Origin of the sequence: Marinomonas phaeophyticola (assembly GCF_026966905.1) — a bacterium.
Classification (GTDB): Bacteria; Pseudomonadota; Gammaproteobacteria; order Pseudomonadales; family Marinomonadaceae; genus Marinomonas; species Marinomonas phaeophyticola.
This window is the reverse complement of the sequence record NZ_JAPUBN010000006.1, coordinates 198,802-225,180: the sequence shown is the minus strand read 5'-3', so window position 1 is coordinate 225,180 and position 26,379 is coordinate 198,802. Positions and strand designations below refer to the sequence as shown.

The window sequence follows — 26,379 nt, the reverse complement described above, 5'->3', positions numbered from 1 at the left end:
AGCCTAAGGCTATACAGCTGTTCAAGAGTTAGTCGAAATTTAGGTATTCTAAATTTTTATTGACATTGTCTCTTGTAACCAAGACACCTGTGGTTTTGACAATGAAGGGAACTGGACGATTATGATTTAATCTATCCAAAAGAGTGACAGCCAATGCACCATAGTTATAAGAATGCATAGCAAAAACACCGGTTAACACTTCTCCTTTCTGCAATTCTTTATAAATACTGGCGCTTTCAACGACCGTTACAGAATGGACTTTTCCATCCATCTTAGCGTTCTCAATACCTCTAACAATGCCTAAAGCACTGGTGTCTTCGATAGAAATAAAACCTTTAATATCTGGATTGGCTTGTATTGTCGCAGCAGTCCAGTTCATCGCTTTGATTGTATCGTAGCCAGGTCCAGCTTCAGCGACTACTTCAATGCCTGGGTATTCGTTAAAAGCTTTATAAAAGCCTTTAACTCGATCTTCAGAAGGTGGAATAGGATCTGGGAATTTATTTATTGCTACCTTACCTTTGCCTCCGATACTTTCAGCTAAATGTTTAGCGGCATAATAACCGGCTGCGACATCATCTCCTCCAACCTGACCTTCTGCTTTTGAATCAGCCTGAATCGAATCCATTGTAATAACTTTCATACCTAGAGAATGCGCCAATTCTACACCAGCAACACCTGCTGCCTGAGTTGTTGAGCCTAGAACCAGTAAATCAACGCCCCGTTTAGCAAAGTTACGAATAATCTCTAATTCTTTAACCGGGTCATCATTAGATGAGGCATCGATAAATTGGTAATCCAATCTATCTGCCATTTCTTCAGCCCCTTTAAGCATGGCTTGTTGAAATGAGTCACTTTGATTATGTTGCATCATTCCGATTTTATTTTCGGCCATCACTGTGGAAGAGCATAAACCAACGGCGGCAACCGTGAACATAGTTTTTATTATTTTATTCATTATTATTTTCCTTATGATATAGGATATTTCACTGTAAGTGAGCTACTAGTATTCACTAAGAAAAAACGATTCGAAATACATTATATTGTGATATTTTGCACTTTCTTTACCTTTCCAAAATGAATATACAACTAAGACAAAAAGATGAGTGTTAACTAAGTTGAATATGATTTAAATCATCAAAATATTAGTGAAAATTATTGCTTAGATTGGCTTTTAATATTATTTAATATAACTAAAAAATATTCCGATGAGTTGTAAATATCATAGAAATGAAGGTTCTAAATGATGCAGAAAAAATCTGTTATATATCGAAAGATTGTCGTCATTGCAATATTTATATGAAGGGTAACTATATAAATGCTTATATCACCTTAAATTCAAATAATAATTGAGACATCGCAAAAGAGGGTTATCAGACACGAATGTCTGACGTTAATATAATTGTTTTTATACAACACAAACAGCGCTTATATGAGGTTCCGAAAGTTGGATAAAATAAAAATGATACCTTTTTTAGAGCAGGAAATGCCCGAGCAAGTACTTAGAAGTCAATCAACCAAAAACCGTATTTACAGAAATGCGTCTTCTTGCTTGAAATAAAAAATATCAAACTCGGAACTTGAGAGTTAGAGTGGCTAAGTTAATAGCGCACTCAAAAATACACTCTCGACATCAATGGTTTTACTAATTACATAGGCTCCGAGTTGATTTCGAACCGATTCTAGCAACAGCATGATTACTATAGGATGCCATTGCCTATCGAATGTCGCTACCTAATGGATTTAGATATTCTTTTGGGAGTAAGATAATCCTCCAAAGCCAGTTCTGAACAATCACAACCAATGCCAGATTGCTTAAGTCCACCGTGCATTAAATCGATTCCATACTTAATACCGTTAACCTGCACCTCTCCAAATTGAAGCGCATTAGCAAATTTTTCTGCTTTTTTATCATCATTTGTGAAAATGAAAGAAGATAAGCCGGCTTCTGTCGCATTTGCTCTTTTGATTACATCTTCTTCTGAAGTAAAAGACAACACACTAATCACAGGGCCAAACATTTCTTCCCGCGCTATAGTCATATGATCTTCAATATGGCTAAAGACCGTTGGGGCATAAAAACTGCCTCTCTCTATACCTTTTGGATAACCTCCACCAGTAAGCAAAATCCCTCCTTCAGAAATCGCTTTTTTTACATTCGCATCGACTCGTTCCCATGCAGATTTATCAATTAAAGGACCCATATCGACCGGAGCATTTCTGTCAAAACCGACTTTAACCCGCTCTGCTCTTCCCACTAACTTCTGGCAAAACGAGTCATGAATTGATGCTTCAACAAAAACTCGGTTCGGTGTCACACAGATCTGCCCAGCATTAGCAAATTTGACGCCACATATGATATCCGCTGCTAAGTCTAGATCGGCGTCACTACACACAATCGCTGGTGCATTACCTCCTAACTCCATAGAATAACGTTTGATGGATGTGGATCCCGTTTTCATAACGTGAAGCCCTGTTTGCGTTGATCCTATGAGAGTAATCATACCTGGAATAACAGAACGTGAAAGTGTGTCACCAATTATGGCATCATCACCACATACAATATTAATCACTCCCTTTGGTAGGCCTATTTCAGCGCAGATTTCACCAAAGGCATAAGTAGACAGTGGGGCTTTAAACGAAGGTTTAATTACAATTGGACAACCAGATGCCATTGCTGGACCGATTTTATACGCTAAGTTTAGCAAAGGAAAATTCCATGCTAAGTAAGCCACTACCACACCAACTGATTCGTAGGTCATTGTATGACGGAAAGTACTGTCTTTATCGTCAAAATGCTTTGGTTGATACTGATAAATGGCTTCTGAATAAAAATTCAAACTGTCAAGTAGCATACTAAAGTCTTCTTTTGCCGAGTGCCAAGCCTTTCCCATCTCCAAGTGAATACATTCAATTAAGTATTCCTCTTTATTGATTAGAGCATCCCTAAGCTTATGCATCCAGGCCACTCTTTCTTCGACAGGCATAGATGACCAATACGGAAGCGCCTCATCTGCGGATTTCAATGCACTACATGCATCGCTTTCATCTCCCCATGCTATTTCACCGACAACTTCATCGTTTGCGGGATTAATTACTTTAAACGAATTTTTGCTTGTCCTCAGCTCACCACCAATATATAACTTTTTCATTATTCCACCCCAAAACATATAACCTATTAAACATAATATGTTTAAGCTATATGTTGAATATAAAATTGTCAAGCAAAACGAGAGGTAAGCTGCATCCATATCCGCAGCGGACTAGGTGTTAGAATGAAAGAGAATTACAATTAAGTCTTTGTTTTGAAATTAGTTATTTTACTGTCATTGCAGTTTAAGCAAATCAAACACACATCTCCAAACAAAACCGTAACGGGAAAACGTAGATTGTAAAAGGTAGTGGTGTAAGATAAAGGTCAAGTCTCTAAGCACATTCTTTTAAGAATATTGGTTTTCTCTTTCGCAGTACGAAAGTGTTTTTATGGCAAAAAAGTGGATTTACCGCGTATTTCATTTGATAACCCTGGTTCCAATGAATCTAACAGTGTAATGGACTGCTGTTCTTCAAGCGCTTTTTTGTGGTGAAACACCATTAAGACATTATTAAGCTAATGTAATTCTAAAAATAAGGCTGTACTTAGACACGCCCCTCCTACGATGTTGGTTGCCCAACGATTGAGGCTCGCGTTAAACGATTCATTTTGAAAAACCTTACAACTAGCCTGAAACGATAGATTAAGCTATACCTACACCAAAAACCGTAAAAAAAATGATGTTTAAATCGTAAATTTGTTACTACTTAATTGGCACTTTTCAGTTTACTTATTACCTTTTTAAGCAAAGGGAAAAATATGGAAATTAATATTAATATAAAGAAAAACCAGCTAATCCCAGTGGAGAAAAAAGTGTCATATTCTCCTCTGGACATAAGAAGAGCCCTTCTAAAATTACTTTCTGCCATTGGCCCAAGGATTAAGCCTAAAATTATTGGAGATGGCGACACTTCTATTTTTTTCAGGAAGTAACCAAATACACCAAAAATGAACATCACAATAACATCAAAAAAGTTATTAGCAAGTGAGTAAGAGCCAACAAAGCACAACAAAAATATAATAGGGGTTAGTACCGACTTGGGGACGATTAACACACGAGTAAATAAACGAACACTGCTTAGGCCAATACAAAGCATAAAGACATTAGCCACTAACAAGCCGATAAAAATAGCATATACCACTTCGGTATTGTTTTGAAATAGCAAAGGGCCTGGTTGCAAGCCTTGCACAGTTAGTGCACCAATCATAATCGCGGCAACGGCATCTCCTGGAACACCTAAGGTTAACATGGGGATGAGCGCGCCCCCTGTTACACCATTGTTAGCTGACTCTGGAGCCGAAATCGCATCTGTCACTCCAGTACCATATTTTTCACTCTCTTTTGAAAGACTTTTTGACTGTCCATATGCAATAAAAGAAGCGATATCCGCCCCAACACCAGGAATACTGCCTATAAACGTACCTAAAGTTCCAAAAATTGAGCTATTTTTAAAAATCATTCGCCAGTCTTCTTTAAGAGGCAACACCCGAGTCACTTTTTTCGCTTCGAGTCGGCCTTCTTTCGTCATTTCTTCAACCGCCACAAAGGCTTGGCTCATCGCAAACAAACCTATCATCACCGGAATAAAATTTACGCCACTAAATAGGTTAATATTTCCAAAAGTAAATCGCGCAACGCCAGATATATCATCGATTCCTATAGTGGCAATAAGCACACCAAAAGCACCACATAAAAAACCTATGAGAACAGATCTACCTGAAATGCTTGAAATTATGCATAAGCCAAACACCGCCAGCATGAAAAATTCTGGGGCACTAAATTGGAGAGCAAATTCAGCTAAATAAGGAGATATCAAAATTAGAAAGAAGCAACTAATAATGCCTCCTAAAAAGGAGCTTATCGTCGAAATTCCTAGCGCTCTTCCCGCTTCACCACGAGCGGCCATCGCATGTCCATCTATTGCCGTCGCAGCCGATGCTGGTGTTCCTGGCGTATTAAGGAGTATCGCTGAGATAGACCCTCCATAGACTGCACCAACATACACCCCGATTAACAAAAGTATGCTGTGCGCAGCATCCATACCAAATGTAATGGGGAGGACTAATGCAACGCCCATTGTGGTCGTAAGCCCAGGTAGGCAACCAATAAAAATCCCACCAGCAACCCCTAAGAACATATATAGTAAAACCGAAGGTTGAAGTGCTAAAAGTAATGCGTCAATAATCATTAGAACACCTAGAATAGAACGCCGAATTGGAAAGAAACCTTGAGAAGATAACTAAAAACAAAATAAGTAATGCTCGTTATCGCCAATGAAAAAACGAAATTCACATACCATTTAAACTTCCCGAAATAATATATAAATGTATAAAGCATGGCCAAACTTGATACAAAAAATCCGATAAAAACAACGCTAATGAAGTACATGATCAAAAGAAAAATTGAGATAAAGACTCGTTTTTCCTCATGGCTGAGCTGCAAGTTACTTTTGGATTCCTTTACCCGAAAAGCGTTCACAATAACAACTATAGAACCAAAAAAAATAATCGTACAGACGATTATTGGCCATTGACTTGCTCCTACACTCGACCGACCGCTCTGATATAAACCGTACCCTAGCGCTCCGAATAGCGCAGAAAAAGAGACAAAAATAATGCCCAGAAAAGCTTCACCTTTTTTCATAACTACTCCTAAATTTGCACTGATCGCTCACCACAACCAGTGCAAATTCTCTTAAAGACCGGAAATCAACTCTGCGTAGAACGTATCTTCACGCTGAACTTTTTTCTCAAATTCTTCAGGCCCAATAATGTCTATGTCGTTATTAGAAACCGCCATAAAAGTTTTAAACTCATCAGACTCTGCTGCTTCTAAAATAGCATCTGTTAAATAGTTTACAATATAATCAGGAGTCTCTAATGGCACGCTATAACCTCGCCATGTCCCAATAGCCACATCGTAACCAAGTTCTTTAGCCGTAGGAATATTAGGTGCATCTATTAGTCTATGTGGCGCTAAGACAGCTAGAGTTCTTAGCAAACCAGCATCAACTTGCGAAGCGACTTCAGCATACGACACTGATACAGCATCTAGATGCTTGCCTAATAAAGACGTAATCGCAGCTGATGAGCCTTTAAATGGAATATGAGTAAATTCTACCTCTGCGGCTTTTTCCATACCAACGCCTGCGATATGCCAAATTGATCCGGTGCCAGAGTTACCGAATAACAGGTTTTTATCTTTCGCATCGTTGAGCAAACTATCTAGTGTCTGATAAGGGGAGTCTGCTGGTACGGTAATCGCCGCATAACCAGAGTTTACAATTGCTAAATGCTTGAATTTTTTATAGTCAATATCGCCACCATTACCTGAGTGAGGCAGCATAACCAGTTCAGGTGCAACCATTGTGATAGTTTCACCATTAGGTTTAGCGTGCATGCCATAAGACATACCAACAGAACCTGCTCCGCCAGTCCTATTTTCTACAGCAATACCTTCAGGGAATTTCGGTTTTAAAGCTTCTGCTAACGCTCGGCTAACACTATCTGAGCCTCCTCCAGCAGAATATGGAACAATAATTCGAACAGCATTCTCAGGATAATTGTTTGCTGCATATGACATCGTTGCACTAGTAATAACTAATGAAGAGATCAACAGTGATTTAATTTTATTTTTCATGTTCATTACCTTTCTTTATTTTTATTAAGTTAATATTTATTAAGGATAAATTCGATATTTTATTAAGCTAGCCTCCAATTAAACCTCTAACAAACTCTGTTAAACATTCGATTTTCAAAAAATAAATTAAAATTGAATACATGATTTTTAATTTCAATAATCTCTAATTTATTTTGTATTCCATAATAATAGATCTATCAACTTCAACACCGATACCTGGTTTTGTGGGAATCTGGACCTTTCCATTATTCATAGCAATACCATCAAAAATTAAATTCTTACGAAATGGGTGCGAAGACTGATCAAATTCCAATAACGGATGCGTTGGGTTCAATGAAATGGGGGATGGAGGTATAGAGGCTATAAATTGTAATGAGGCTGCAATGCCAATTCCTGACCCCCAAACATGAGGAATCATCACTACTTGATTTGCTTGTGCAATCGCAGCAATTTTTTTACATTCAGTGATACCACCAGATGAACATAAATCAGGCTGAATAATATCTAAGGCGCGTTGCTCTAACCACGGCTGATATCCCATTTTTCCAAAAACCTGTTCACCTGCCGCTATGTAAGAACCGGAAAGATTCTTTATTTCCTGATAACCCTTAATATTTTCTGGTGCTAACAGCTCTTCATAGAAATATAAATTTAGATCTTCTGTTGCTTTGATAATACGACGAGCTTGTGCCGCGTTATATGCACCATTCGCGTCAGCCATAATTTTTATTTTATTACCTACTGCATCTCGAATAGCTTTAAGAAACACAATATCTTCTTCAACACCAAAACCAATTTTAAGTTTAAACGCTTCGAAGCCTGCATCTATATATCGATGAGCCTCTTTTATGGAGTCCTCTGGATAGATGCCATTTGCTGTCCGATAAAACCCTGTAGCGTAAGGAGTAATCTCTTTACGAAAAGCACCACCAATAAGAGAATGTATCGGTTTCTTAAGGGCCCTTCCTATTGCATCCCAAATAGCAATATCAACACCACTGATTGCATTTACTGCTGCACCGCCCTGTCCATAAGGACGAGTAGTGTTATACATTTCCTCCCATAAAACCTCGACATCAAATATACTCCGACCAACTGCAATAGGCTTAAAAACTTGTTCTATAAATGCCGCTGCAATATGAGGAGGCTGTAAACCATGACAAAGAGATTCCCCCCACCCAATCACTCCTTCATCTGTTATTAGCTCTACAATTAATGAACTACGTTGGTGTACCCAGCCCTGCGAAAAATAAAAAGGCTCATCTAAAGGAACAGATATAGCATGCGGAATAACATCAATAATTTTCATAAGATCACACCTTCGCAAAAGCAAAATAGATAGGCGACTAAATATTCAAAGTACCTACAACACTATTAATTAAGATTAATATACTATGTAGGAATGCACGTTAAGATACTATGTTTATAACATATGATGTTTGATCATGGCAATTATAACAACTAAAAATATTTAGGTTTTCCCGTTTTAGATGACTTCCATATTTTGCATTTGAACATTTAAACGTACATTGGATCTTAAAGGACGACATCAAGCCACTATAGCCATTTATGTATTACATACAGGAAGATGATTCGATCGACTCATCCAGTTTAATAGACCTTTTAGCTACGACTAATGACACTTTTTCAACTAGAAAATTGTGTTTTCAATACATATTATGTTATAAACATCATATGTTTAAGCAAAATTATCAAGCCGTTGCTGAAACAAAGCGAGTCATCCCATCATCCATAAATATGAGGCAAACCAAATGAAGAGTGTTGATTGGCTAATTATCGATTGGGGGACAACCAATTTTCGTGCATTTGCCATGAATAAAGAGGGGGTTCTTGTTAGCAAAACTGAACGCCCTCTTGGGTTACTTCAGGTTAAGAATAATCAATTTTCCTCCTCTCTAAAGGTTGTACTAGAAGGTTGGCTGGGTGAATACCAACACCTACCCATCTTGATGGCCGGAATGGTCGGTTCTGCACAAGGATGGATCGATACCTGTTATGTAGAAACCCCCACATCCATTAATAAACTAGCCAGAAAAAGTCATAGTTTTAAACTTCCATGGGGAGCGCAAGCAACGATAATTCCAGGAGTAAGATATCGGTCACCACTAGGTAACTTTGATGTAATGCGTGGAGAAGAAGTTCAATTATTCGGTTTACAAACACTGGAAAGTAAAGCCAATTTTGTGGCTTTATTTCCAGGTACTCATTGTAAACACATGCAAATCAATGCAAATAAACTATCAAGCTTTACAACATTTATGACAGGTGAGTTATTTTCCATTCTATTAAACCACTCAATTTTAGGCGCTGGGCTACCTAAACAACAAGACTCATTAAATGCTTTTAAAAAAGGCATATCAGAAAGTAACAAAAAGCCTCTAACAAACCAATTATTCTACACGCGCACCCACCGGTTATTCGCAGATATAGATGAAACAGAGGTCTCAGAATATCTATCAGGACTCTTAATAGGCGAAGAGTTAAAAACATTAACCACTAAAAATATTTACTTAGTCGGAGATAATAAGCTTTGTTCTCGATACCAAAAAGCCTGTCAGATTCTTGAAATACAAGTGAGCGTAATTGATGGCGATGATGTATTTTTGAATGGGATGCTACAGATAAAAAAGGCGTTAAATGATGAGAAATAAAGGGTGTTAACCTTAAATTCAGATAATAAGTTTTAGCACAGTACGAATTACTGTAAGCTGTCCATGATAAAAGCTTCACTCAATAGTCCTAATACACCACTGAGCATCAAATATTTATTAATATAAATATGATTAACAAAATAATGTCATTACTGAAAAAGTAGAGAAGAAAAAAGAGATAACTACCAACTATCGAAATTTGTTAGTAGTTATTTTATAGTCGCGTGAATAGCTTTACGGTAAATTATTTGATAAGCGATGTTTTGTATCACCTAACAGATTTTGGGTAAGTTTTTCAGCTAAATCGCCATCTCGAGAGGCAATAGCATCATAAACAGCACGATGAAACGGAACTGAATCAGCATTATTTCTTGGGTCTGTATTAGTAATTCGAATACTAACCAACAAAGCTGAATATATAACACCTTCCATCGCTTTCAAAAATTCGTTGTGTGCAGCAAGTAAGATGGCTCGATGAAAATGAGCATCAGCAACAATAAAGTCTTCGACAGAGCCATGCTCACCTTCCATTTGTGAACACGCTTTATCTATTTCAATCAAGTCGTCTTCACTAGCTCTCTCAGCCGCCCAACGGGCAGCTTTAGGCTCAAAAGCTAAACGAATATCCATTAACTGGCGTAGAAAATCTTTATTTGGAGGAGCGGACAAGTGCCATGCTAGGACATCATCATCCCAAATGACCCAATGATTTCGAGGGCGGACTTTAGTTCCAATACCACGACGAACATCCAATAACCCTTTACTAACCAATATTTTAACAGCATCCCTTATAACAACTTTACTAACTTGATAACGCTTGGTTAATGCAGTTTCATCATCAATCAAACTCCCCGACTCATAGGTACCCGACACTATTCGACGGCCTAGTTCACGGGCAACTTGAGTGGATAAGCTCGGAGCCATTCCTACTGTTTGTTTTAAATCATAATATAGTAATTCATTCATAGCAGACACTTAAACATATGATGTTTGATTCGTCAATCGATTCTTTCTATCAAGACAACAGATAATCCAAAAATATTATTCACGCCCCTTACGAATATCTGGTGAAACGGTTCAAAGAGCGGCCCAAACACAATTCTAACAACTGCTTAGAAGGCATTCTCGTGGAATATTAAGCTCTAATAAATAAACAAGGTGGGGTTGCCCATACTCTGACAGTTCATGTGACATAGTCAAGCTAGAAATTTTAAAATTACGTGTCTCATAATAAGAGCTTATTCGTATATTCCCAAATATGGCAAGCTTATACTCCGACTTCAGTCTTATATAGAAAACATTTAACTTAACCTTCAATTAGTCAAATCTTCATCCTGGGATGGATGTTTGAGAGTCTTTGGTCAGATCAATATCTCAAAAAGCAGACTCAATACCCTTTCTTATTAAGCCTCGACTAATATCCCACAAACTCTAGCCACATAGACAACATAAACATACATACCATCTAAGACAAAACCCAATTTGATAAAATAGATAATTTAAATATCTTTACTATCTTAATGAATCACTTACATTGACCAAGAAGAGAGAGCCAAGAAAAGAGAGAGGGTATATCAGACTCAACAGCAGCAAGCGCTCTCTTAAAGAACCCTCTTAGTCATTCAAGTATAAATACGTAAGATCCTTATATGTGGGGCATGATTTTAAAGAATATTCATATGACACACTATTGTAGACAGGCATTCCAACTCATACAGCAACCTATAGGTATATTTCCTCTTTAATGCTTTTATCGCTTGCGTAATTTATTATTCCTGTTAATATACTTGCAGGCTTGAGAGAAAGCCCTGTTTATTTGTATATTCCTCGTTGTTATTAGTAATAATTCTCCGCGTTATCCTCAGTTAAATATTAATTTTCTTCTTGCTCAATCGCCTTTATTTGGCGAATTTTTATTAATTTCTAGGATATCTATTATGTCTAATACAACTACTGGTTCTGTTAAATGGTTTAATGAAACAAAAGGCTTTGGCTTTATTGAACAAGAGTCAGGTCCTGACGTTTTTGCTCATTTCAGCGCCATTACTGGTGACGGCTTTAAAACCTTAGCTGAAGGCCAACGCGTAGAATTTACTGTTTCCCAAGGTCAAAAAGGCCTTCAAGCAGAAAACATCGTTTGCATCTAAAAGCATTTTATTAATTCGCTTTATTGCGTGTTATTTTCCCACTCATATTGATATGTGAGTGGGAGTCTTTGCACTTTATACCCCCTTTTTTATACCCGACTCCATTATTGAGTCATTCCCGCCCTACGCGTTATTTCCATTTATCTTTCCCAATATTGAGTTTATTTATATTCCTAGTTTAAGATACACAGTAAATGCGATGAGCGGCTCTAGAGAGCTTTATTAATTTGAATTCATCCGTACAATCATCGTCAATTCACCCCTATGACAACCCTATTCCAGGCCGTGAGTTCATTCTCAGCCTTTTCGGAAAAATGAAAAAACAACTGGATCGCGAGCAAATCGCTCGAGCCTTAGATCTAAAAAGCCCAGATCAAAAAGAAGCATTAAGACGACGCTTACGTGCCATGGAGAGAGATGGCCAGCTGATATTTAATCAACGCAAAAGCTATCAGCTCATTACGCAAGAACAACTTGTTAGTGGCAAAATCAGCATTCACCCTGATGGATTTGGCTTTGTCAGTCACAGCAAGACAGAAAAAGATCTATTTCTAACAAAAAACCAACTGACACATGTTTTTGATGGCGATCTTGTTCAAGTATTAATTGAGCAAGAAGGCGGTAAGCACTCTTATAACAAGCTTATCAAGGTTATAGAAAGAAACACCACTCATATAGTGGGACTATTAAAACGCCAGGGCAAAGAGTTCGTTTTGATTCCTGATAACAATCAGATCCCTCAAAAGATACTAGTCGATGATCGTACATTGCTAGCAGAGAATGTTGGTCTATATGTAAATACCCTAATAACCCACTATCCTTCCTATCAGCATGCAACCAAGGTGCGGGTAACAGAATTACTTGGCCTACCAAACTCCTCCGGCTTAGAAACCAAGCTTGCTTTACGCCGCCACGGCATCTCCGATCAATGGAGCAATACAGTAATTGAGCAAGCTCAATCGCTAGGAAATAGCGTACTTAACAAAGATAAAGCAGCGAGAGTCGACTATCGTCACTTACCTTTTGTTACTATCGATGGGGCTGACGCAAAAGATTTTGATGATGCCGTTTATTGTGAAAGGCAAGAAGATGGTAATTGGAGATTATTGGTTGCTATTGCAGATGTATCACATTATGTAAAACCAAACGACGCTTTAGATTGTGAAGCTCAAGAACGTGCGACATCGATCTACTGTCCTGGATTGGTTATTCCAATGTTACCAGAAGCCTTGTCCAATGGCCTTTGCTCTTTAAAACCGAATGAAGATAGACTGGCTCTTGTGTGCGAAATGACGATTAATACAGATGGCATTGTAACAAAGTCCGCTTTTTCTGAAGGCTTAATCCATTCTCATGCCAGACTCACCTACGATCAAGCTTATGCACTCGTGGCAAAGGCAAGATCCAAAGTCACGCAAAAACTCATCGAATCCACTCCAGAGATTATGCCGCATGTAAAAAATCTTCATACTCTTTATAAAACTTTAATGAGTGCCCGTAAATTAAGAGGTGCAATTGAGTTTGAAACACGTGAATTGAAACTCAATCTGAATAAGCACAGCAAGATTGCGAGCATACATACTGTCAAGCGTAATGATGCACATCGAATGATTGAAGAATTTATGTTGTGCGCTAACGTGGCGACAGCGCAATTTTTAGACAAACATAAAATACCAGGGCTATTTCGAATACATGCAGGACCTCAGATAAAAAAACTGACCGTACTGCGTGCGCTGTTAGCTGATAAAGGACTGCAACTCGGTGGCGGGGATAAACCAACAGCACATCACTACAATGAACTGTTAACAAAAATTGCCAATCACTCAGATGTGAGCGCTATCCGAACATTACTTCTGCGATCTCAAAGCCAGGCAGAATATTCAGCCAACAATCAAGGTCACTTTGGGTTAGCATACGAGGCTTACGCACATTTCACCTCTCCAATTCGACGCTATCCAGACCTTATTACACACAGAGCCATTAGAGCTAAAATAAACGCTAAAGGCACTAATGGACTCAGTAAAGTTCTACGTTACCTAAAGTTGGATCGTTTATCTAGCCAATCATTGCCAAAGAAAACCTACCCCTATGACGTTAATGCCATCGACAAACTCAGTGCCCATTGTTCAGTCCAATCACGTCAAGCCAATCATATCAGCCGCGAAGTTGAGCATGCTTTGAAGTGTAATTACATGAGCAAATTTGTCGGAGAATCATTTGATGCAACCGTGTCCGGTGTTACTCGTTTCGGCTTTTTTGTTGAACTAAATTCTACAGGAGCAGAAGGGTTAGTCCCCGTATCTAGCTTTAGCCAAGGAGAATTTGAATATGATGCATCTACCCAAAAATGGATTAATGGTACTCAGAAATTTTCTCTAGGAGATAAGGTTAACGTGGCCCTAAAAGCGGTGGATGCACGATTAAGAAAAATGGAATTTTCTTTAACTGCGACGACTAGCCTGTAATCAGGCAGAATTTTCATCATGGTATTACACTAAAGCCATCTGTACAGGTTAAATATTCCTCTACATCGACAGATGGCTATAATTTCTCCATAAAATAGCTAACGATAGAGTGAATCGCTTATTCACTTAGGCAACTTTAAAGAAAGTAAACCGGCTGTGGCGATAAATGCAGCCGATATCCATAAGCAAGCCTCAAGACCGTACACCTGATAAACCCATCCAGAAAGCACTGTGCCAATCAGCCTACCCATGGCATTTGCCATATAGTAAAAACCCACATCTAGGGAAACACCATCCCTGCCGGCATAACGAACAATTAGATAACTATGCAAAGAGGAGTTTACGGCAAAAACCGCACCGAATATTAATAACCCAATAACAATCGAAGCTTGAATATAAAAATCAAAGTGCAGGCAGAGTGCAATCATTGCAGGAATAATGGTTAAGTAGCCAGCCCAAAACGCAGCAGCCTTACCCGAAGGCACCTTGCCTTGTTTTTTACCGGTTAGATAAGGCGCGATAGACTGAATGATTCCATAACCAATAACCCAGCTTGCCATAAAGCCACCTACCCACCAATGATCCCAGCGAAAAGTCACTGCAAGAAAGACTGGCAGGGCAACCACAAACCAAACATCTCTGGCACCAAACAAAAACATTCTTGCGGCAGATAGAATATTAATTGACTGGCTTTTGGAGAATAGTTCTTTAAATTTAGGTTTGCTTTTGGCCTTACCCAAATCCTCTTTCAATGAAAACAAACTGAATAGCCACACTAGACTAAGCAACCCAGCCATCAACAACACAGCGCCTTTAAACTCCAGCAAGGTAAGCAACAGACCACCAAGAAAAAAGCCAATTCCTTTTAAAGCATTCTTAGAGCCTGTAAGAATGGCTATCCATTGGTAGAGTTTGCCTTCAGCACCTTCCGGCACCAATAGCTTAATAGCGCTTTTTGCACTCATTTTATTTAAATCTTTAGCAATACCGGACAGCGCTTGGGCCACCATGACATACACAACACTCAGCAGATCGGCAGGAACCGCCAACATACCCAATGCGACTATTTGCATTGCTAAGCCAATGTTCATGGTTTTATTTAAGCCAAGTCTTGCTCCCAGCCAGCCACCAACCAAGTTTGTTATTACGCCAAATATTTCATAGAACAAAAACAACATGGCGATATTAATAGGGCTGTAGCCTAGCTGGTGAAAATACAGAACCACCAGCATTCTCAGTGCACCATCGGTTAACGTAAATGCCCAGTAATTACCTGTTATGATCAAGTACTGTTTAATTGAATCAGATAATTGAGGTATTCGTTTCTTGAGCGAAAAATTGGCCATCAGCAATCAATCCTTATCTGCCAAACCAACCATGCGAGCTAATTCAGCCGTTCTATTTGCATAACCCCATTCATTGTCATACCAAACATAAAGCTTAACTTGAGTATTATTAACCACCATAGTAGATAAGGCATCAACAATACTTGATCGCGGATCCGTTCGGTAATCAATAGACACCAATGGGCGCTCTTCATAACCCATAATGCCTTGCAACTCATTTTCGGCCGCGTGTTTTAGGATTTGATTGACCTCTTCGACACTGGTTTCGCGTTTTAGCTCAAACACACAATCAGTAATAGAGGCGTTCGCTAAAGGTATCCGTATCGCGTGACCATTTAACTTTCCTTTTAATTCTGGAAAGATATGTGTAATTGCTGTCGCGGATCCGGTCGTAGTGGGAATTAAACTCATGCCACATGCCCGAGCACGGCGCAGATCCTTATGAGGAGCATCAAGGATGGTTTGAGTATTAGTGATGTCATGAATAGTGGTCATTGACCCATGCTTAATACCAATCTTTTCTTGCAGCACTTTTACAACTGGCGCTAGGCAATTAGTGGTACAGGAGGCCGCTGTTACAATAGAATGTGTCGATTTGTCATATAGAGCATCATTCACTCCCATAACAACATTTAGCACACCCTCTTCTTTTACTGGAGCGGTGACAACCACTCTCTTTACCTCTTGATCCAAGTAAGCCTGCAATAACGCCTTTGATTTCATTTTGCCCGAGGCCTCGATTACTACATCGCAATCAGACCAATCTGTGTCTTCAATAATCGTGTTTTGTGTACAAGGAATGGTTTTACCTTGAATCATCATGCGATCACCATCATGTGTTACGTCATGATGCCAACGACCATGTACGGAATCAAATGTCATTAAATGAGCCAGTGTTTCTGCATTAGCTGCTGGATCATTGATATGCACGATCTCAATGTCATCCCAATCAAACGCAGCACGCATAGATAAACGCCCCATACGGCCAAAACCATTAATACCTATTTTAATTGTCATCAGTCTGTCCTATATAAATAATGAAGTGAATTTTTACCTAAACCAATGTTGGGTACGATTAATAAACGCAACCAGCGAAAGCATAATAGGCACCTCAACAAGCACCCCAACCACAGTCGCTAGCGCCGCCCCTGAGTGCAGTCCAAATAGAGAAATGGCAACCGCCACAGCCAGTTCAAAGAAATTTGACGTCCCGATTAAACTCGCTGGGGCGGCAATGTTATGAGGTAATTTCATTCTCTTTGCTATGAAATAGGCAATGGCAAAAATACCATAAGTTTGGATAATTAAAGGAATGGCAATTAAACCTATAATGGCCGGTTCAGATACTATGGTATTTGCTTGGAAGCCAAACAATAAAATAACCGTGGCCAACAATCCAACAACCGACCAAGGCTTTAATCTTGATAGCAGATGCGTTAAAGCAAGAGTGTTTTGTTGTCTATCCAATCGCATACGCGTCACTACACCGACTATTAAAGGTAATAGCACATAAAGTAAGACAGAAATTAGCAGAGTTCCCCACGGCACTTGTATATCACTCACCCCAAGTAAAAAAGCAGTAATGGGAGCAAACGCAAAGATCATAATGACATCATTTACGGACACTTGAATTAACGTGTAGTTAGGGTCGCCTTTCGTTAACTGTGACCATACAAACACCATTGCCGTACAAGGCGCGACGCCTAGCAGAATCATACCTGCTATGTATTCTTGTGCCGATACGGGGTCAACCAAATCCACAAACAGCACGTTAAAAAATAACCAACCAAGAGCAGCCATAGTAAAAGGTTTAATAAGCCAATTAATAATCACCGTTAGCAACAAACCATTAGGGTTTTTACCCACGTCTTTTATCGCTGAGAAATCGATTTGAACCATCATAGGGTAAATCATCACCCAGATAAAAACGGCGACCACGACATTAACGTGTGCAATCTCAAGATTGGCTATCATTTGAAACAAAGTGGGCTGCCATAACCCTAGCAGTACTCCTAGCAAGATGCTTAAACCAACCCAAAGCGATAAGTAGCGCTCAAAGATACCCATTATTCACTCCCTTATTTGCAGAAACTGGATTTATCCGGTCTATTTTTCATATTCGCTAAGCGCCGAAGTTCATTTTCGATGATCGGTATATTATTTTCTGTTGTTTGAGACAGTACGGATTTGGCCCACAGAGGTAGCTCTGGGTTAATACGATAAAACACCCATTGACCGTGCTTCCTATCGGTAATTACCCCAGCTTTTTTTAATACAGCAAGATTACGTGAGACCTTTGGCTGACTAGTTTCATCCATTGATTCCATTAACTCACACACACATAACTCGCCATGATAGTGAGTTAACATGACCGTTTTTAAACGAATAGAATCCGTTAAACACTTATACAAAGTAATGGGGTCAATAGAATGACTCTGATCACTTTCCTCATCAGAGTGAGTCGCCCCTCTCCCTTCAACCAAAAGAAACATCGACAGGCGACTATTTAATTCATTTAATGTCATTGAAAAGGGTTTATTCCCAGATCGAGACTTAGGATCAGGAAAATCCCAAGCAAGTTGCTTCTTTGCATTAGGATAGCTTCGGCATTCGTCACTCGCTTTGTTACACAGCGTTATCACGTAATCAAATTCTTGATTTTCAAATACTGTTACGCTCTTCGACGTTAATCCGTTTGTATTTAGGCCGAATTCCGATATCGCTTCAATAGTACGTCGATCGATATCTTCAGGGTGCGTACCGGCACTCACTACATCAAACGCATCACCCGCCTTATGCTTAAGGAGAGCTTCAGCCATTTGGGATCTCGCTGAGTTACCAGTACAAAGAAATAAAATTGTGGATTTTTGGGTTGCTTTCACGATAAATAGCCATTAATTTACATACGAAATATTATATATATGATATTTCGTATGTAAAGTTAAATATGATTAAACCCGATTAATTTCGTGAATGCTTAGTGAATAGACTCTTCAAAACATGGGATCTTCAAAATAGTTAACAAGCGCCATAATAAAAACCCATAAAAAAAGCGCAATCTACTTCTAGACTGCGCCTCTGATATTGCTACAGGTTACTTATTTAGCAATTGTTTTTACTTGCGCTGTTACTACAGCAACCACTCTACGATTTTTAATACGGTTTTCTTCAGTAGTGTTTTCAACTAAAGGCTTGCTTTCACCGTAGCCTACAACACTAACTCGCTCTTGAGATACTGAAAATTCATTTACTAGAATTTCAGAGATAGCAAGTGCACGTTGTTCAGATAGGTTCTGATTATATTCAGCTTTACCACTATCGTCTGTATGACCTTCAATCACTACATCCGTTTTTGGGTATTCAGTTAAGAATTTAGCAATACCTTCAATTTCACCATAATATTGCTTATCAACAACAGCAGAATTTTTTGCAAAATTCACATCAAGGCGTGCTGTATGAGTTTCAATCAACTCAATATAACAACCTTTAGCATCAACTTTCGCCCCCATTTCCGTATCAAGGCATTCATCTAAACGATTAATCACACCGTCTTTATCATCATCTAAAGCACAACCTTTCAAATCTACAATATCGGCTTTATGAGAGTCTAAACACTGATCGATTTCATCATTTACGCCATCAGCATCGTTATCTACAACAACCTTTTGAACCACAGGTGCTGGCTCTATTTTTTTCTTAGTGCCACCAAAGGCATAAAATAAGCCAACAGAAGTAGCCGTATCAATACGTTCAGCATCCAAGCTATCAATTAAACGAAAATCACCACGTAATGCTAAATTTGAATTTAGTGCGTATTTAACACCAAAGCCTGCATTTATAATCGCCTCTTCATTATCAACAACAACATCAGAATATTTGTTGTAACCTGCGCCAAAAGCAAGGTAAGGCGTTAAGTCACCTTTTGTCTCTAAATGGTACAACATATCTAAACGAACTTGATCAAGATCGACTTCTGTATTAGCCGAGTTTTCAGTATCAACCGTTAACAATGTTAATTCAGTCGCCCATGGGCTGTCGAACTGGTAGCCCAAAGCAATAGACAAAAGCGCATCGTCATCGATATCTCGGCTGCCTGCAAAATTGTAATGACCTACCATTGGTGAAATAGTAATACCTTCAGCTGCGATGCTTTGCTGTGCACCAGCTGTTGCTGCGATTGCAGCCATGGTAGCAACAAACAATTTTTTAGGACGAGTGGTAAACATATAAAACTCCAGTTTCAAATCAATGTATTCATTCCAAATAACGAATACCAAATCAATATATAGTTATAATATTATAATTAAACCCCTTATACCTCATTATTATTGCAATGATTCGTATCTCATTGTACTAATTGTATCTAAAATACCGATTATTTATTAATTATTTGATTAGAAACGTAACTTTATGAAAGCCCCTCTCGCTTTAATTGATAATCTAGAAAACCTACCCAACCCGTTTACACAGTTTGAACCGTATGCACTAACCTGCTCAACCTTGACGCCTTTACTACAGCAAACGGACTTTAAGCGCGATTTTCAATTAGCTTTATGCTTTATCTACAGCTATAACGGCTCAAAAGCGACCTTTAATTCTTATAGACGTGAAGTTGAACGTCTTTTACTTTGGTCATGGAATATCAAATCCTCTCCCACCTCTCATTTAAGGCGCGATGAAATTGAGGAGTTTATTCATTTTTGTATGTCACCTCCAAGTGAGTGGATAGGTATTAAAAATGTGTCAAGATTCTCAAATAAACTTGGCTCTAGGTTACAGAACAAGGAGTGGCGCCCCTTTGTGAGCCACGTCAGTAAAATGAATTTTCGCAACGGAGACGCACCAAACACAAAAGATTACTCTTTATCACAAGCGGCAATTCGTGCAACTTTTTCAATTCTTTCATCTTATTATGGCTTTCTAATGCAGGAAGACGCGGCTCAGCACAACCCCGTTTCTTTAATCCGACAAAAGAGTAAATTTGTAAAGAAAGAAGTTACTCGCAAACAAGTTCGTCGTATTTCAAACCTTCAATGGGATTACGTTATTGAAACCGCCGAAATTTTAGCGGAAGAAGACCCACTCATGCATGAACGTAGTTTATTCATTATGAATGCCCTACTGGGAATGTATCTAAGGATTTCGGAGCTAGTGGCAGATGAGCGCTCCGCACCTGTCATGGGAGATTTTATAAAGGATGCCGATGGCAACTGGTGGCTAAAAGTGTTATCTAAAGGAAATAAAGAACGGCTCGTCGCGGTCTCAGACGACATGTTACAAGCACTTGCTCGTTATCGTCGATTTCGAGACCTACCCGATTTACCTACGGTGGCAGAACAAACTCCAATCATCCCAAAAAATCGTGGTAAAGGTGCAATGACCAGCACCCGGCAAATTCGGAATGTCGTTCAGTTTTGTTTCGATTCAGCCTACGCCAGAATGTGCGAGGATGGAATGAAATCGGATGCTGAAGACCTCAAAGTCGCAACCGTTCATTGGTTGCGACATACAGGTATTTCTGAGGATGTGAAAATACGCCCTAAAGAACATGTTCGAGAAGATGCCGGCCATGCAAGCATGGCAACGACCGATAAGTATATTGATACTGAGTACAGAGAAAGACACGCAAGCAGTAAGAAGAAAAAAATACGGCCAGATTAACCAGGCCGCCGTTACAACTAAGCCTAAAGCGCTGTCATGATTCTCGCCAGCGCTTTAAACTGAAACTGTCTGATTCTTTAGCTTCTACCCAATGACTTCCTGTTGATGTGGTTTCTTTTTTCCAAAATGCTGCACGGCTTTTAAGGTAATCCATTATAAAGTCGCACGCTAAAAATGCTTCTGCTCTATGTGCCGCGCTCACACCCACAAATACAATTTGATCATTTAATGCAAGCTTACCAAACCGATGAACGACACAAACCTCCAGTAAAGGCCAACGAGAGTTTGCATCATCAATAATTTCTTTTAGATTATGTTCCGTCATACCAGGATAATGCTCGAGTTGAAAACAATGGTCATCGTCAATTGAATCGCTTGAATTTTGGCCTTGAAATTCCCTTACCAAACCCACAAATATTGCGATCGCTCCTGACCTATTTTTTACTTTCAATTTCTCATATAAAGATTGAACACAAAAATCCGCTTCTTGCACTTGAATAATCATTTCAGCCACCGGTCACTGGCGGGAAAAATGCAATTTCTTTTACCGTATCTGGATCAACCTTACTGCTATCTCTTGCAAACACATAATCTATTGAGCATTGAATACCTTCTTCGAACAGAGGGTCTGGATTTACTAAAGACGCGTTCAGTTTTTGCTTAATTTCTTCGATACTGGTTAAACCGTCAAGTTCGATAAATGCTTCACTAACTCCTAAAGACTCTTTTAATGAGGCAAAAAATACTACTTTAACTTGAGACATTTTCTTTACTCCAATCTCCGCTTTTACCACCCGCTTTACTCACTAAGCCTAACTCTTTTATCAAAATACCCTTATCAATTGCTTTACACATATCGTATAACGTTAATGCAGCAACTGAAGCACCAGTTAAGGCTTCCATTTCCACTCCTGTTTTCCCGGATAATGAGCACATACAGCTAACCTTAAGCTGAGTAGTAGAAATAACATCAATTTCTACTTTAACCTTAGTCAACATTAAGGGATGACACAATGGAATTAAATCAGCGGTCTTCTTACTAGCTTGTATTCCAGCAATTCTTGCTGTGGCGAGTACATCTCCCTTTGGTAATCCACCCTCAATGACTTTAGTCAGGGTTCCCGCATTCATTTCAACAATCGCCGAAGCGGTAGCCGTCCGTTTTGTAATTTCTTTATCAGAAACATCAACCATATGAGCATGGCCTTTGCCATCCAAATGAGTAAGATGGTTATTCATTAAGCTATCCTTTGTTCATTAAGGTAAATCAGGCATAATGCTCGTATTTCTTGGTAAGCCTATCATTTATAAAACAGTTGTAAGTTAATGCATTGCATTTTAATTGGCTTAGCGAATAATTACCATCAAAGGCTATCTTTTGATTGAATACACTTCTTATGTTGAATGAATTTTATGAGCTTAAATGATGATTATCAGCTGCTAGAGTTGGACCATAATGCCAATGAAGCTCAAGCAAAAGCCGCTTATAGACGTCTTGCAAAACGGTATCACCCTGACAAGAATCCTCATAGGGACACGACAGAGAGGTTTCAACGGCTACAAGTAGCCTATCAAAATGTGCTTAACGCAATACGCCAAGGTATTATAACAAAAGAGTGGAAAAGCTTTGATTTCGATACGCACCGATACGATAAAACTCGCTTCAATACCGTGAATGATGAATTACAATATGCCTATATAAAAGAAAGGCAAAAAGCTTATGATGAACTAAAAAGAAACTCTGCGAAACATGAAAAGGCACGTCAAAATGCCATCAGAGAAGCACGAAATACGGCAAATGAAAAGCGCGTTAAAAAAATGTATGAAGAAGCATTTAAGGCGTCTCAAGCCAGTGAAAGCTTTAAGCAATACTCAAACCAAAGCAATGCAACGGCCGACCAACAGGTAGATGACTTTATTCAACAGTACCAATCTGCCGCCATGAATGAAACTGACCAAGATAAAGAGCATAACAATAATACAACCTCTTATGGCTTTGCTACACAAGAACGGCCAGGGCCAAAACAACAATTTAGCTTCAGTAAAATTACACCTCTAAACACACTTTTCTTGGCCCTTTCCTATTTATCATTTTTCGCTTTAGGCGTATTTACAACATTCTATTGGCAATCCATCAATACCAATGGAATGGCCCCCACAGAAAAAGCAATCGCCTATTTACCCGGACAGTATCCACAACTAAGACACGGGATTAATTATACATTAATCCCAACCGCGCTTTTCCCTTCACCTGATTTATCCGCGAACAGTACCCTTACTGTACCAGCAGGGGTAGACGTTATAGCATCGCAACTTACTGCATCCGATTGGGTGGCAATTCGATATCAAGAAACAGCGGGATGGGTACAAGCTAAAAATCTTGGCTTTGGTAGTATTGAGCACGCTCAAAATACAGGATGCTACGGCTACCCTGGCATCCCCCCCATGCATGGAGAAGTCTTTGGAGAACATAAAGGAAGCAGTCGATTACGCATCCTTAACACTTTACCAATTCAGAGTTTACTAACATTTGAATCTTATGATGGCTATCCAAGTTTTTCAGTCTTTCTACACTCCAGCCAACCTTACGCCGCTAACTTTATTCCCCAAGGTCAATATCGCTTGGTATTACAAAGTGGTTCCTTGTATCATCGCGGCTGCAATCAATTTTTATTTAATCAAACAAGCAAAGTTGTTATGGAAGATGTTCAGTTTACAAGTGCTGAGCGGTCTCTAACGCTTGCTCAATAATTAACCCTATTTTAAAGAATTCTTTCAAGCCTATGTTAAGTAATATTCGAGTTGTACTGATTAATACATTTCACCCAGGTAATGTTGGAGCAATTGCTCGAGCCATGAAGAACATGGGACTCAGTAGCCTTTATCTAGTTGACCCAAATGATTATCCTTCAAATGAAGCCACCAGCCGAGCCGCGGGTGCAGTAGATCTTTTAGAAAATGCTGTTATTGTGAATAGCCTCGAAGAAGCCATTGGAGATTGCAGCCTTGTGATCGGAACCAGTGCACGCCACAGAACATTTCAGCTTCCTATTATGAATGCCAGGCAATGTGGTGAAAGCGCAATTCAAGAAGCTAAAAACCATGATGTGGCTATTGTTTTCGGGCGTGAAAAAACAGGTTTATTAAATGATGAAATTGCGCAATGCCACCGACAAGTGTATATCGATGCTAACGATGAATACCCAGTATTGAATATTTCACAAGCCGTTCAGATAGTAGCCTATGAAATATGGATGGCACATGCTCAAGAAGTAAATAAAGTACACGGAGAAACTGAGCTACCAGAATACCCATTAAAAAATGAAATGGATCTGTTCCATCATCATTTAGAGGAAACGCTGTATGATATTAATTTCATCATTAAAAATCATCCAGGAAAAGTATTGGATAAACTACAACGCTTTTTTCATCGATCTCGACCTGAAAAAGGAGAGCTAGGTATTTTAAGAGGTATTTTAGCGGCAGTTCAAAGAGAGATTGGAAAAACAGATAAATAGGATATTACAAAAATAAGAGGTGCCACGCGTCCTTTCACTGACATCAGTCGCACCTCTTAAGGTTGGTTATACTTCTATTTTAGTAGGTCACTGGTGACAACATGATAAAGCGGGTAAAGCACATCGGCTCCTAGAATTTTAGAGCGTTCTGGTGACCATCCCATCTCTTCATCTGGTAACAACTCATTGTCTTTAAATGGCATTTCAAGTGTAAGAGATAAGCAGTTAAATTTTTCAGCTACCCAATTACTTGCAATTGACATGCTTTCATCACCAAATTGATCTGGCGCGTACCCTTTTTCCACTTGAAAGTCAGGGCTAACAGCAAGAAATATCCCTTTAAATATATTTTCAAGCTTTTGCATGCGATCATCAAAAAATGGCGCACCAGAGCACCCCGCAACAAAATTAACAGGAAGCTCTTCATCTCCATGTATGTCTAAAAATAAATCAACACCAACCTCTTCCATTTTTTTCTGTACACAAAGCACTTCAGGACTCAATTCTTGAGTTGCCTTATCCCACTCTCGGTTTAAATTAATCCCTTTAGAGTTGACCCTAAGATTGCCATGCACCGCTCCATCAGGATTCATATTAGGAACGATGTAAAAACGACATTGATTTAATAATGATTTAGATAGTGGATGGGATTCATCTAACAGACGCTCCAATAGGCCCTCTATAAACCATTCGGCCATGGTTTCACCTGGATGCTGACGTGCTGTAATCCAAATGTTTTTTGCTAATCCTTGAGTCTTACTCACCTCTAAAAGCGTAATATCACGCCCTTCCGCCGTTTCTCCTAAATGATCTGAAATACAATCTTCATTAGAAACCGCCCAAGCAATCATATCTTGATGTCTTTCATAACTGTACGGAGCAAAGTAAGCGTAGAAAATACTGTCCTGCTCAGGTTCATGCGAAATAATCAATTGTCCGTCAACATACTCAGTCGGCACTCTGAACCAATGCTCTCGATCGTAAGAAGCAACAGCTTGATAACCATCCCATGCATCTGGGTAAGCGGCTTGATCAGCGTTGACAATCATTATCTTACATTGATTCTCCATTCCGCCCTGTAAACGGAAGTAAAACCATTGAAGAAAATCAGAATTTGTATCATTAGGAATTTTAACTTTAATATTATCAGGCTCATTGGCTTCAATTACGGTAATATTACCACCATCGAATGCACTACTGATTCTAATACGGCTAGTCATTCTTTCTTCCTTTACTTTAATGCAGAATGTGACTTAATTTATGTCAAGTTTACCTATATTTATTACTACTGTCGCTAATTCATCTGACGAACCGGTATTTCCTGTTCTATTCACATGGTCTACTCATGATGCTCAGATCAAAGAAGTACTAGTAATCCCTGATGACAATTGGCTTGCTGAGGCCAATATTGAAAGTAACCTACTCAATATTGATGAGGGGCAATTATACGATTTTGGTTACGAGGCTAGCGATATTTTAACAGAATGGACAAAAGAGCTGGATACTGATGAAGTAATTGCTCTAGATCCAGAATTAACCTCACAAATGATTGAAGCCACCTATGATTGCAAAGGCCTTGATCCGGCATTTGAAATTATTGGCGCAGTAGATTGGTTTTCACAAAGAGACGTAAACCTTGATGACGAGCTTCAAGAATTTGATTTGAATACCCCAATACATTTACTGCCACCAGATGAGTTAATTGCAATATTGCTTCAAGTAGCCTATAAAAATGGCTTAATTGAATTAGAACAGGATCAATCAGCCGAATAATTACACCCGTCGATGCAGTGTGATTATGAACCACAGAAATCTGCATCGACGGTTATAAAAGGT

Annotated in this window: 23 protein-coding genes; 7 read left to right on the top strand and 16 right to left on the bottom strand. The window is 39.0% G+C overall.

Translation table 11 applies throughout. The annotated features are described in order from the left end of the window. Window positions 1-28: 28 nt before the first annotated feature. From O1D97_RS01740 to O1D97_RS01715, 6 genes are all read right to left on the bottom strand, one after another. On the bottom strand, window positions 29-958 hold the full coding sequence (locus O1D97_RS01740) for a sugar ABC transporter substrate-binding protein (RefSeq protein WP_269122255.1): 930 nt from the start codon (window positions 956-958) through the stop codon (window positions 29-31). Window positions 959-1,730: 772 nt separating this feature from the next. Then, window positions 1,731-3,152 (bottom strand): aldehyde dehydrogenase family protein, encoded by a 1,422-nt coding sequence (locus O1D97_RS01735; RefSeq protein ID WP_269122254.1) that lies wholly within the window; start codon window positions 3,150-3,152, stop codon window positions 1,731-1,733. 649 nt (window positions 3,153-3,801) lie between these two features. Then, window positions 3,802-5,283 (bottom strand): tripartite tricarboxylate transporter permease, encoded by a 1,482-nt coding sequence (locus O1D97_RS01730; RefSeq protein ID WP_269122252.1) that lies wholly within the window; start codon window positions 5,281-5,283, stop codon window positions 3,802-3,804. An 8-nt stretch (window positions 5,284-5,291) separates the two neighbouring features. Then, the gene (locus O1D97_RS01725; RefSeq protein ID WP_269122250.1) at window positions 5,292-5,738 is read right to left on the bottom strand and encodes a tripartite tricarboxylate transporter TctB family protein; all 447 of its coding nucleotides are present in this window, start codon (window positions 5,736-5,738) and stop codon (window positions 5,292-5,294) included. Window positions 5,739-5,789: 51 nt separating this feature from the next. Further along, window positions 5,790-6,734, bottom strand: coding sequence for a tripartite tricarboxylate transporter substrate binding protein (locus O1D97_RS01720; RefSeq protein ID WP_269122248.1), 945 nt, complete (start codon window positions 6,732-6,734; stop codon window positions 5,790-5,792). Window positions 6,735-6,897: 163 nt separating this feature from the next. Beyond that, window positions 6,898-8,043 carry a mandelate racemase/muconate lactonizing enzyme family protein gene (locus O1D97_RS01715; RefSeq protein ID WP_269122246.1) on the bottom strand — a complete coding sequence of 382 codons (1,146 nt, stop codon included), beginning with the start codon at window positions 8,041-8,043 and terminating at the stop codon, window positions 6,898-6,900. Between the two features lie 463 nt (window positions 8,044-8,506). Here O1D97_RS01715 and O1D97_RS01710 point away from each other — a divergent pair, with 463 nt between their 5' ends. After that, entirely contained in the window at window positions 8,507-9,406 is a 900-nt protein-coding gene (locus tag O1D97_RS01710) for a 2-dehydro-3-deoxygalactonokinase (protein WP_269122244.1), read from the top strand. A 234-nt stretch (window positions 9,407-9,640) separates the two neighbouring features. Here O1D97_RS01710 and O1D97_RS01705 read toward each other — a convergent pair whose 3' ends face one another. Beyond that, window positions 9,641-10,372 carry a FadR/GntR family transcriptional regulator gene (locus tag O1D97_RS01705; protein WP_269122242.1) on the bottom strand — a complete coding sequence of 244 codons (732 nt, stop codon included), beginning with the start codon at window positions 10,370-10,372 and terminating at the stop codon, window positions 9,641-9,643. 971 nt (window positions 10,373-11,343) lie between these two features. Between O1D97_RS01705 and O1D97_RS01700 the strand changes: the two genes are divergently transcribed. Together O1D97_RS01700 and rnr are read left to right on the top strand one after the other, a co-directional pair. After that, complete coding sequence (locus tag O1D97_RS01700; RefSeq protein ID WP_191603369.1) at window positions 11,344-11,553, top strand: cold-shock protein; 210 nt, start codon at window positions 11,344-11,346, stop codon at window positions 11,551-11,553. A gap of 227 nt (window positions 11,554-11,780) precedes the next feature. Further along, window positions 11,781-14,018 carry a ribonuclease R gene (rnr, locus tag O1D97_RS01695; protein ID WP_269122238.1) on the top strand — a complete coding sequence of 746 codons (2,238 nt, stop codon included), beginning with the start codon at window positions 11,781-11,783 and terminating at the stop codon, window positions 14,016-14,018. Between the two features lie 122 nt (window positions 14,019-14,140). Here rnr and arsJ read toward each other — a convergent pair whose 3' ends face one another. From arsJ to O1D97_RS01670, 5 genes are all read right to left on the bottom strand, one after another. Next, window positions 14,141-15,364 carry an organoarsenical effux MFS transporter ArsJ gene (gene arsJ / locus O1D97_RS01690; protein WP_269122236.1) on the bottom strand — a complete coding sequence of 408 codons (1,224 nt, stop codon included), beginning with the start codon at window positions 15,362-15,364 and terminating at the stop codon, window positions 14,141-14,143. Between the two features lie 6 nt (window positions 15,365-15,370). Further along, the gene (locus O1D97_RS01685; RefSeq protein ID WP_269122234.1) at window positions 15,371-16,381 is read right to left on the bottom strand and encodes an ArsJ-associated glyceraldehyde-3-phosphate dehydrogenase; all 1,011 of its coding nucleotides are present in this window, start codon (window positions 16,379-16,381) and stop codon (window positions 15,371-15,373) included. A gap of 33 nt (window positions 16,382-16,414) precedes the next feature. Then, window positions 16,415-17,431, bottom strand: coding sequence for an ACR3 family arsenite efflux transporter (gene arsB, locus O1D97_RS01680; RefSeq protein WP_269122232.1), 1,017 nt, complete (start codon window positions 17,429-17,431; stop codon window positions 16,415-16,417). Window positions 17,432-17,442: 11 nt separating this feature from the next. Further along, window positions 17,443-18,246 (bottom strand): metalloregulator ArsR/SmtB family transcription factor, encoded by an 804-nt coding sequence (locus O1D97_RS01675; protein WP_269122230.1) that lies wholly within the window; start codon window positions 18,244-18,246, stop codon window positions 17,443-17,445. Window positions 18,247-18,462: 216 nt separating this feature from the next. Further along, on the bottom strand, window positions 18,463-19,590 hold the full coding sequence (locus O1D97_RS01670) for an OmpA family protein (RefSeq protein WP_269122228.1): 1,128 nt from the start codon (window positions 19,588-19,590) through the stop codon (window positions 18,463-18,465). Window positions 19,591-19,774: 184 nt separating this feature from the next. On the opposite strand from O1D97_RS01670, the gene O1D97_RS01665 reads away from it, so the two are divergent. After that, window positions 19,775-21,025, top strand: coding sequence for a tyrosine-type recombinase/integrase (locus O1D97_RS01665; RefSeq protein WP_269122227.1), 1,251 nt, complete (start codon window positions 19,775-19,777; stop codon window positions 21,023-21,025). Between the two features lie 34 nt (window positions 21,026-21,059). On the opposite strand, the gene O1D97_RS01660 is transcribed toward O1D97_RS01665, so the two are convergent. From O1D97_RS01660 to moaC, 3 genes are read right to left on the bottom strand one after another with little or no spacing between them, the layout of a single operon-like run. Beyond that, window positions 21,060-21,530: a molybdenum cofactor biosynthesis protein MoaE gene (locus O1D97_RS01660; RefSeq protein WP_330221423.1), complete on the bottom strand. Its 471-nt coding sequence runs from the start codon at window positions 21,528-21,530 to the stop codon at window positions 21,060-21,062. Window position 21,531: 1 nt separating this feature from the next. Beyond that, entirely contained in the window at window positions 21,532-21,789 is a 258-nt protein-coding gene (locus O1D97_RS01655) for a MoaD/ThiS family protein (RefSeq protein WP_269122225.1), read from the bottom strand. Further along, window positions 21,776-22,264, bottom strand: coding sequence for a cyclic pyranopterin monophosphate synthase MoaC (gene moaC / locus O1D97_RS01650; protein ID WP_269122223.1), 489 nt, complete (start codon window positions 22,262-22,264; stop codon window positions 21,776-21,778). The genes O1D97_RS01655 and moaC overlap by 14 nt, the downstream gene beginning before the upstream one ends. A gap of 174 nt (window positions 22,265-22,438) precedes the next feature. On the opposite strand from moaC, the gene O1D97_RS01645 reads away from it, so the two are divergent. Both O1D97_RS01645 and trmJ read left to right on the top strand, forming a co-directional pair. Further along, the gene (locus tag O1D97_RS01645) at window positions 22,439-23,776 is read left to right on the top strand and encodes a J domain-containing protein (RefSeq protein ID WP_269122221.1); all 1,338 of its coding nucleotides are present in this window, start codon (window positions 22,439-22,441) and stop codon (window positions 23,774-23,776) included. Window positions 23,777-23,808: 32 nt separating this feature from the next. Further along, window positions 23,809-24,543, top strand: coding sequence for a tRNA (cytosine(32)/uridine(32)-2'-O)-methyltransferase TrmJ (trmJ, locus tag O1D97_RS01640; RefSeq protein WP_269122219.1), 735 nt, complete (start codon window positions 23,809-23,811; stop codon window positions 24,541-24,543). A 74-nt stretch (window positions 24,544-24,617) separates the two neighbouring features. Here the strand turns inward: trmJ and O1D97_RS01635 are convergent, their stop codons facing one another. Then, entirely contained in the window at window positions 24,618-25,763 is a 1,146-nt protein-coding gene (locus O1D97_RS01635; RefSeq protein ID WP_269122217.1) for a M14 family metallopeptidase, read from the bottom strand. Between the two features lie 40 nt (window positions 25,764-25,803). On the opposite strand from O1D97_RS01635, the gene O1D97_RS01630 reads away from it, so the two are divergent. After that, on the top strand, window positions 25,804-26,316 hold the full coding sequence (locus O1D97_RS01630; RefSeq protein ID WP_269122215.1) for a hypothetical protein: 513 nt from the start codon (window positions 25,804-25,806) through the stop codon (window positions 26,314-26,316). Window positions 26,317-26,379: the final 63 nt, after the last annotated feature.

Bases quoted from the DNA above. Each gene is read 5' to 3' on its own strand.
- O1D97_RS01740 (WP_269122255.1), bottom strand. From the start codon at position 958: ATGAATAAAATAATAAAAACTATGTTCACGGTTGCCGCCGTTGGTTTA.
- O1D97_RS01735 (WP_269122254.1), bottom strand. From the start codon at position 3,152: ATGAAAAAGTTATATATTGGTGGTGAGCTGAGGACAAGCAAAAATTCG.
- O1D97_RS01730 (WP_269122252.1), bottom strand. From the start codon at position 5,283: ATGATTATTGACGCATTACTTTTAGCACTTCAACCTTCGGTTTTACTA.
- O1D97_RS01725 (WP_269122250.1), bottom strand. From the start codon at position 5,738: ATGAAAAAAGGTGAAGCTTTTCTGGGCATTATTTTTGTCTCTTTTTCT.
- O1D97_RS01720 (WP_269122248.1), bottom strand. From the start codon at position 6,734: ATGAAAAATAAAATTAAATCACTGTTGATCTCTTCATTAGTTATTACT.
- O1D97_RS01715 (WP_269122246.1), bottom strand. From the start codon at position 8,043: ATGAAAATTATTGATGTTATTCCGCATGCTATATCTGTTCCTTTAGAT.
- O1D97_RS01710 (WP_269122244.1), top strand. From the start codon at position 8,507: ATGAAGAGTGTTGATTGGCTAATTATCGATTGGGGGACAACCAATTTT.
- O1D97_RS01705 (WP_269122242.1), bottom strand. From the start codon at position 10,372: ATGAATGAATTACTATATTATGATTTAAAACAAACAGTAGGAATGGCT.
- O1D97_RS01700 (WP_191603369.1), top strand. From the start codon at position 11,344: ATGTCTAATACAACTACTGGTTCTGTTAAATGGTTTAATGAAACAAAA.
- arsJ (WP_269122236.1), bottom strand. From the start codon at position 15,364: ATGGCCAATTTTTCGCTCAAGAAACGAATACCTCAATTATCTGATTCA.
- O1D97_RS01685 (WP_269122234.1), bottom strand. From the start codon at position 16,381: ATGACAATTAAAATAGGTATTAATGGTTTTGGCCGTATGGGGCGTTTA.
- arsB (WP_269122232.1), bottom strand. From the start codon at position 17,431: ATGGGTATCTTTGAGCGCTACTTATCGCTTTGGGTTGGTTTAAGCATC.
- O1D97_RS01670 (WP_269122228.1), bottom strand. From the start codon at position 19,590: ATGTTTACCACTCGTCCTAAAAAATTGTTTGTTGCTACCATGGCTGCA.
- O1D97_RS01665 (WP_269122227.1), top strand. From the start codon at position 19,775: ATGAAAGCCCCTCTCGCTTTAATTGATAATCTAGAAAACCTACCCAAC.
- O1D97_RS01660 (WP_330221423.1), bottom strand. From the start codon at position 21,530: ATGATTATTCAAGTGCAAGAAGCGGATTTTTGTGTTCAATCTTTATAT.
- O1D97_RS01655 (WP_269122225.1), bottom strand. From the start codon at position 21,789: ATGTCTCAAGTTAAAGTAGTATTTTTTGCCTCATTAAAAGAGTCTTTA.
- moaC (WP_269122223.1), bottom strand. From the start codon at position 22,264: ATGAATAACCATCTTACTCATTTGGATGGCAAAGGCCATGCTCATATG.
- O1D97_RS01645 (WP_269122221.1), top strand. From the start codon at position 22,439: ATGAGCTTAAATGATGATTATCAGCTGCTAGAGTTGGACCATAATGCC.
- trmJ (WP_269122219.1), top strand. From the start codon at position 23,809: ATGTTAAGTAATATTCGAGTTGTACTGATTAATACATTTCACCCAGGT.
- O1D97_RS01635 (WP_269122217.1), bottom strand. From the start codon at position 25,763: ATGACTAGCCGTATTAGAATCAGTAGTGCATTCGATGGTGGTAATATT.
- O1D97_RS01630 (WP_269122215.1), top strand. From the start codon at position 25,804: ATGTCAAGTTTACCTATATTTATTACTACTGTCGCTAATTCATCTGAC.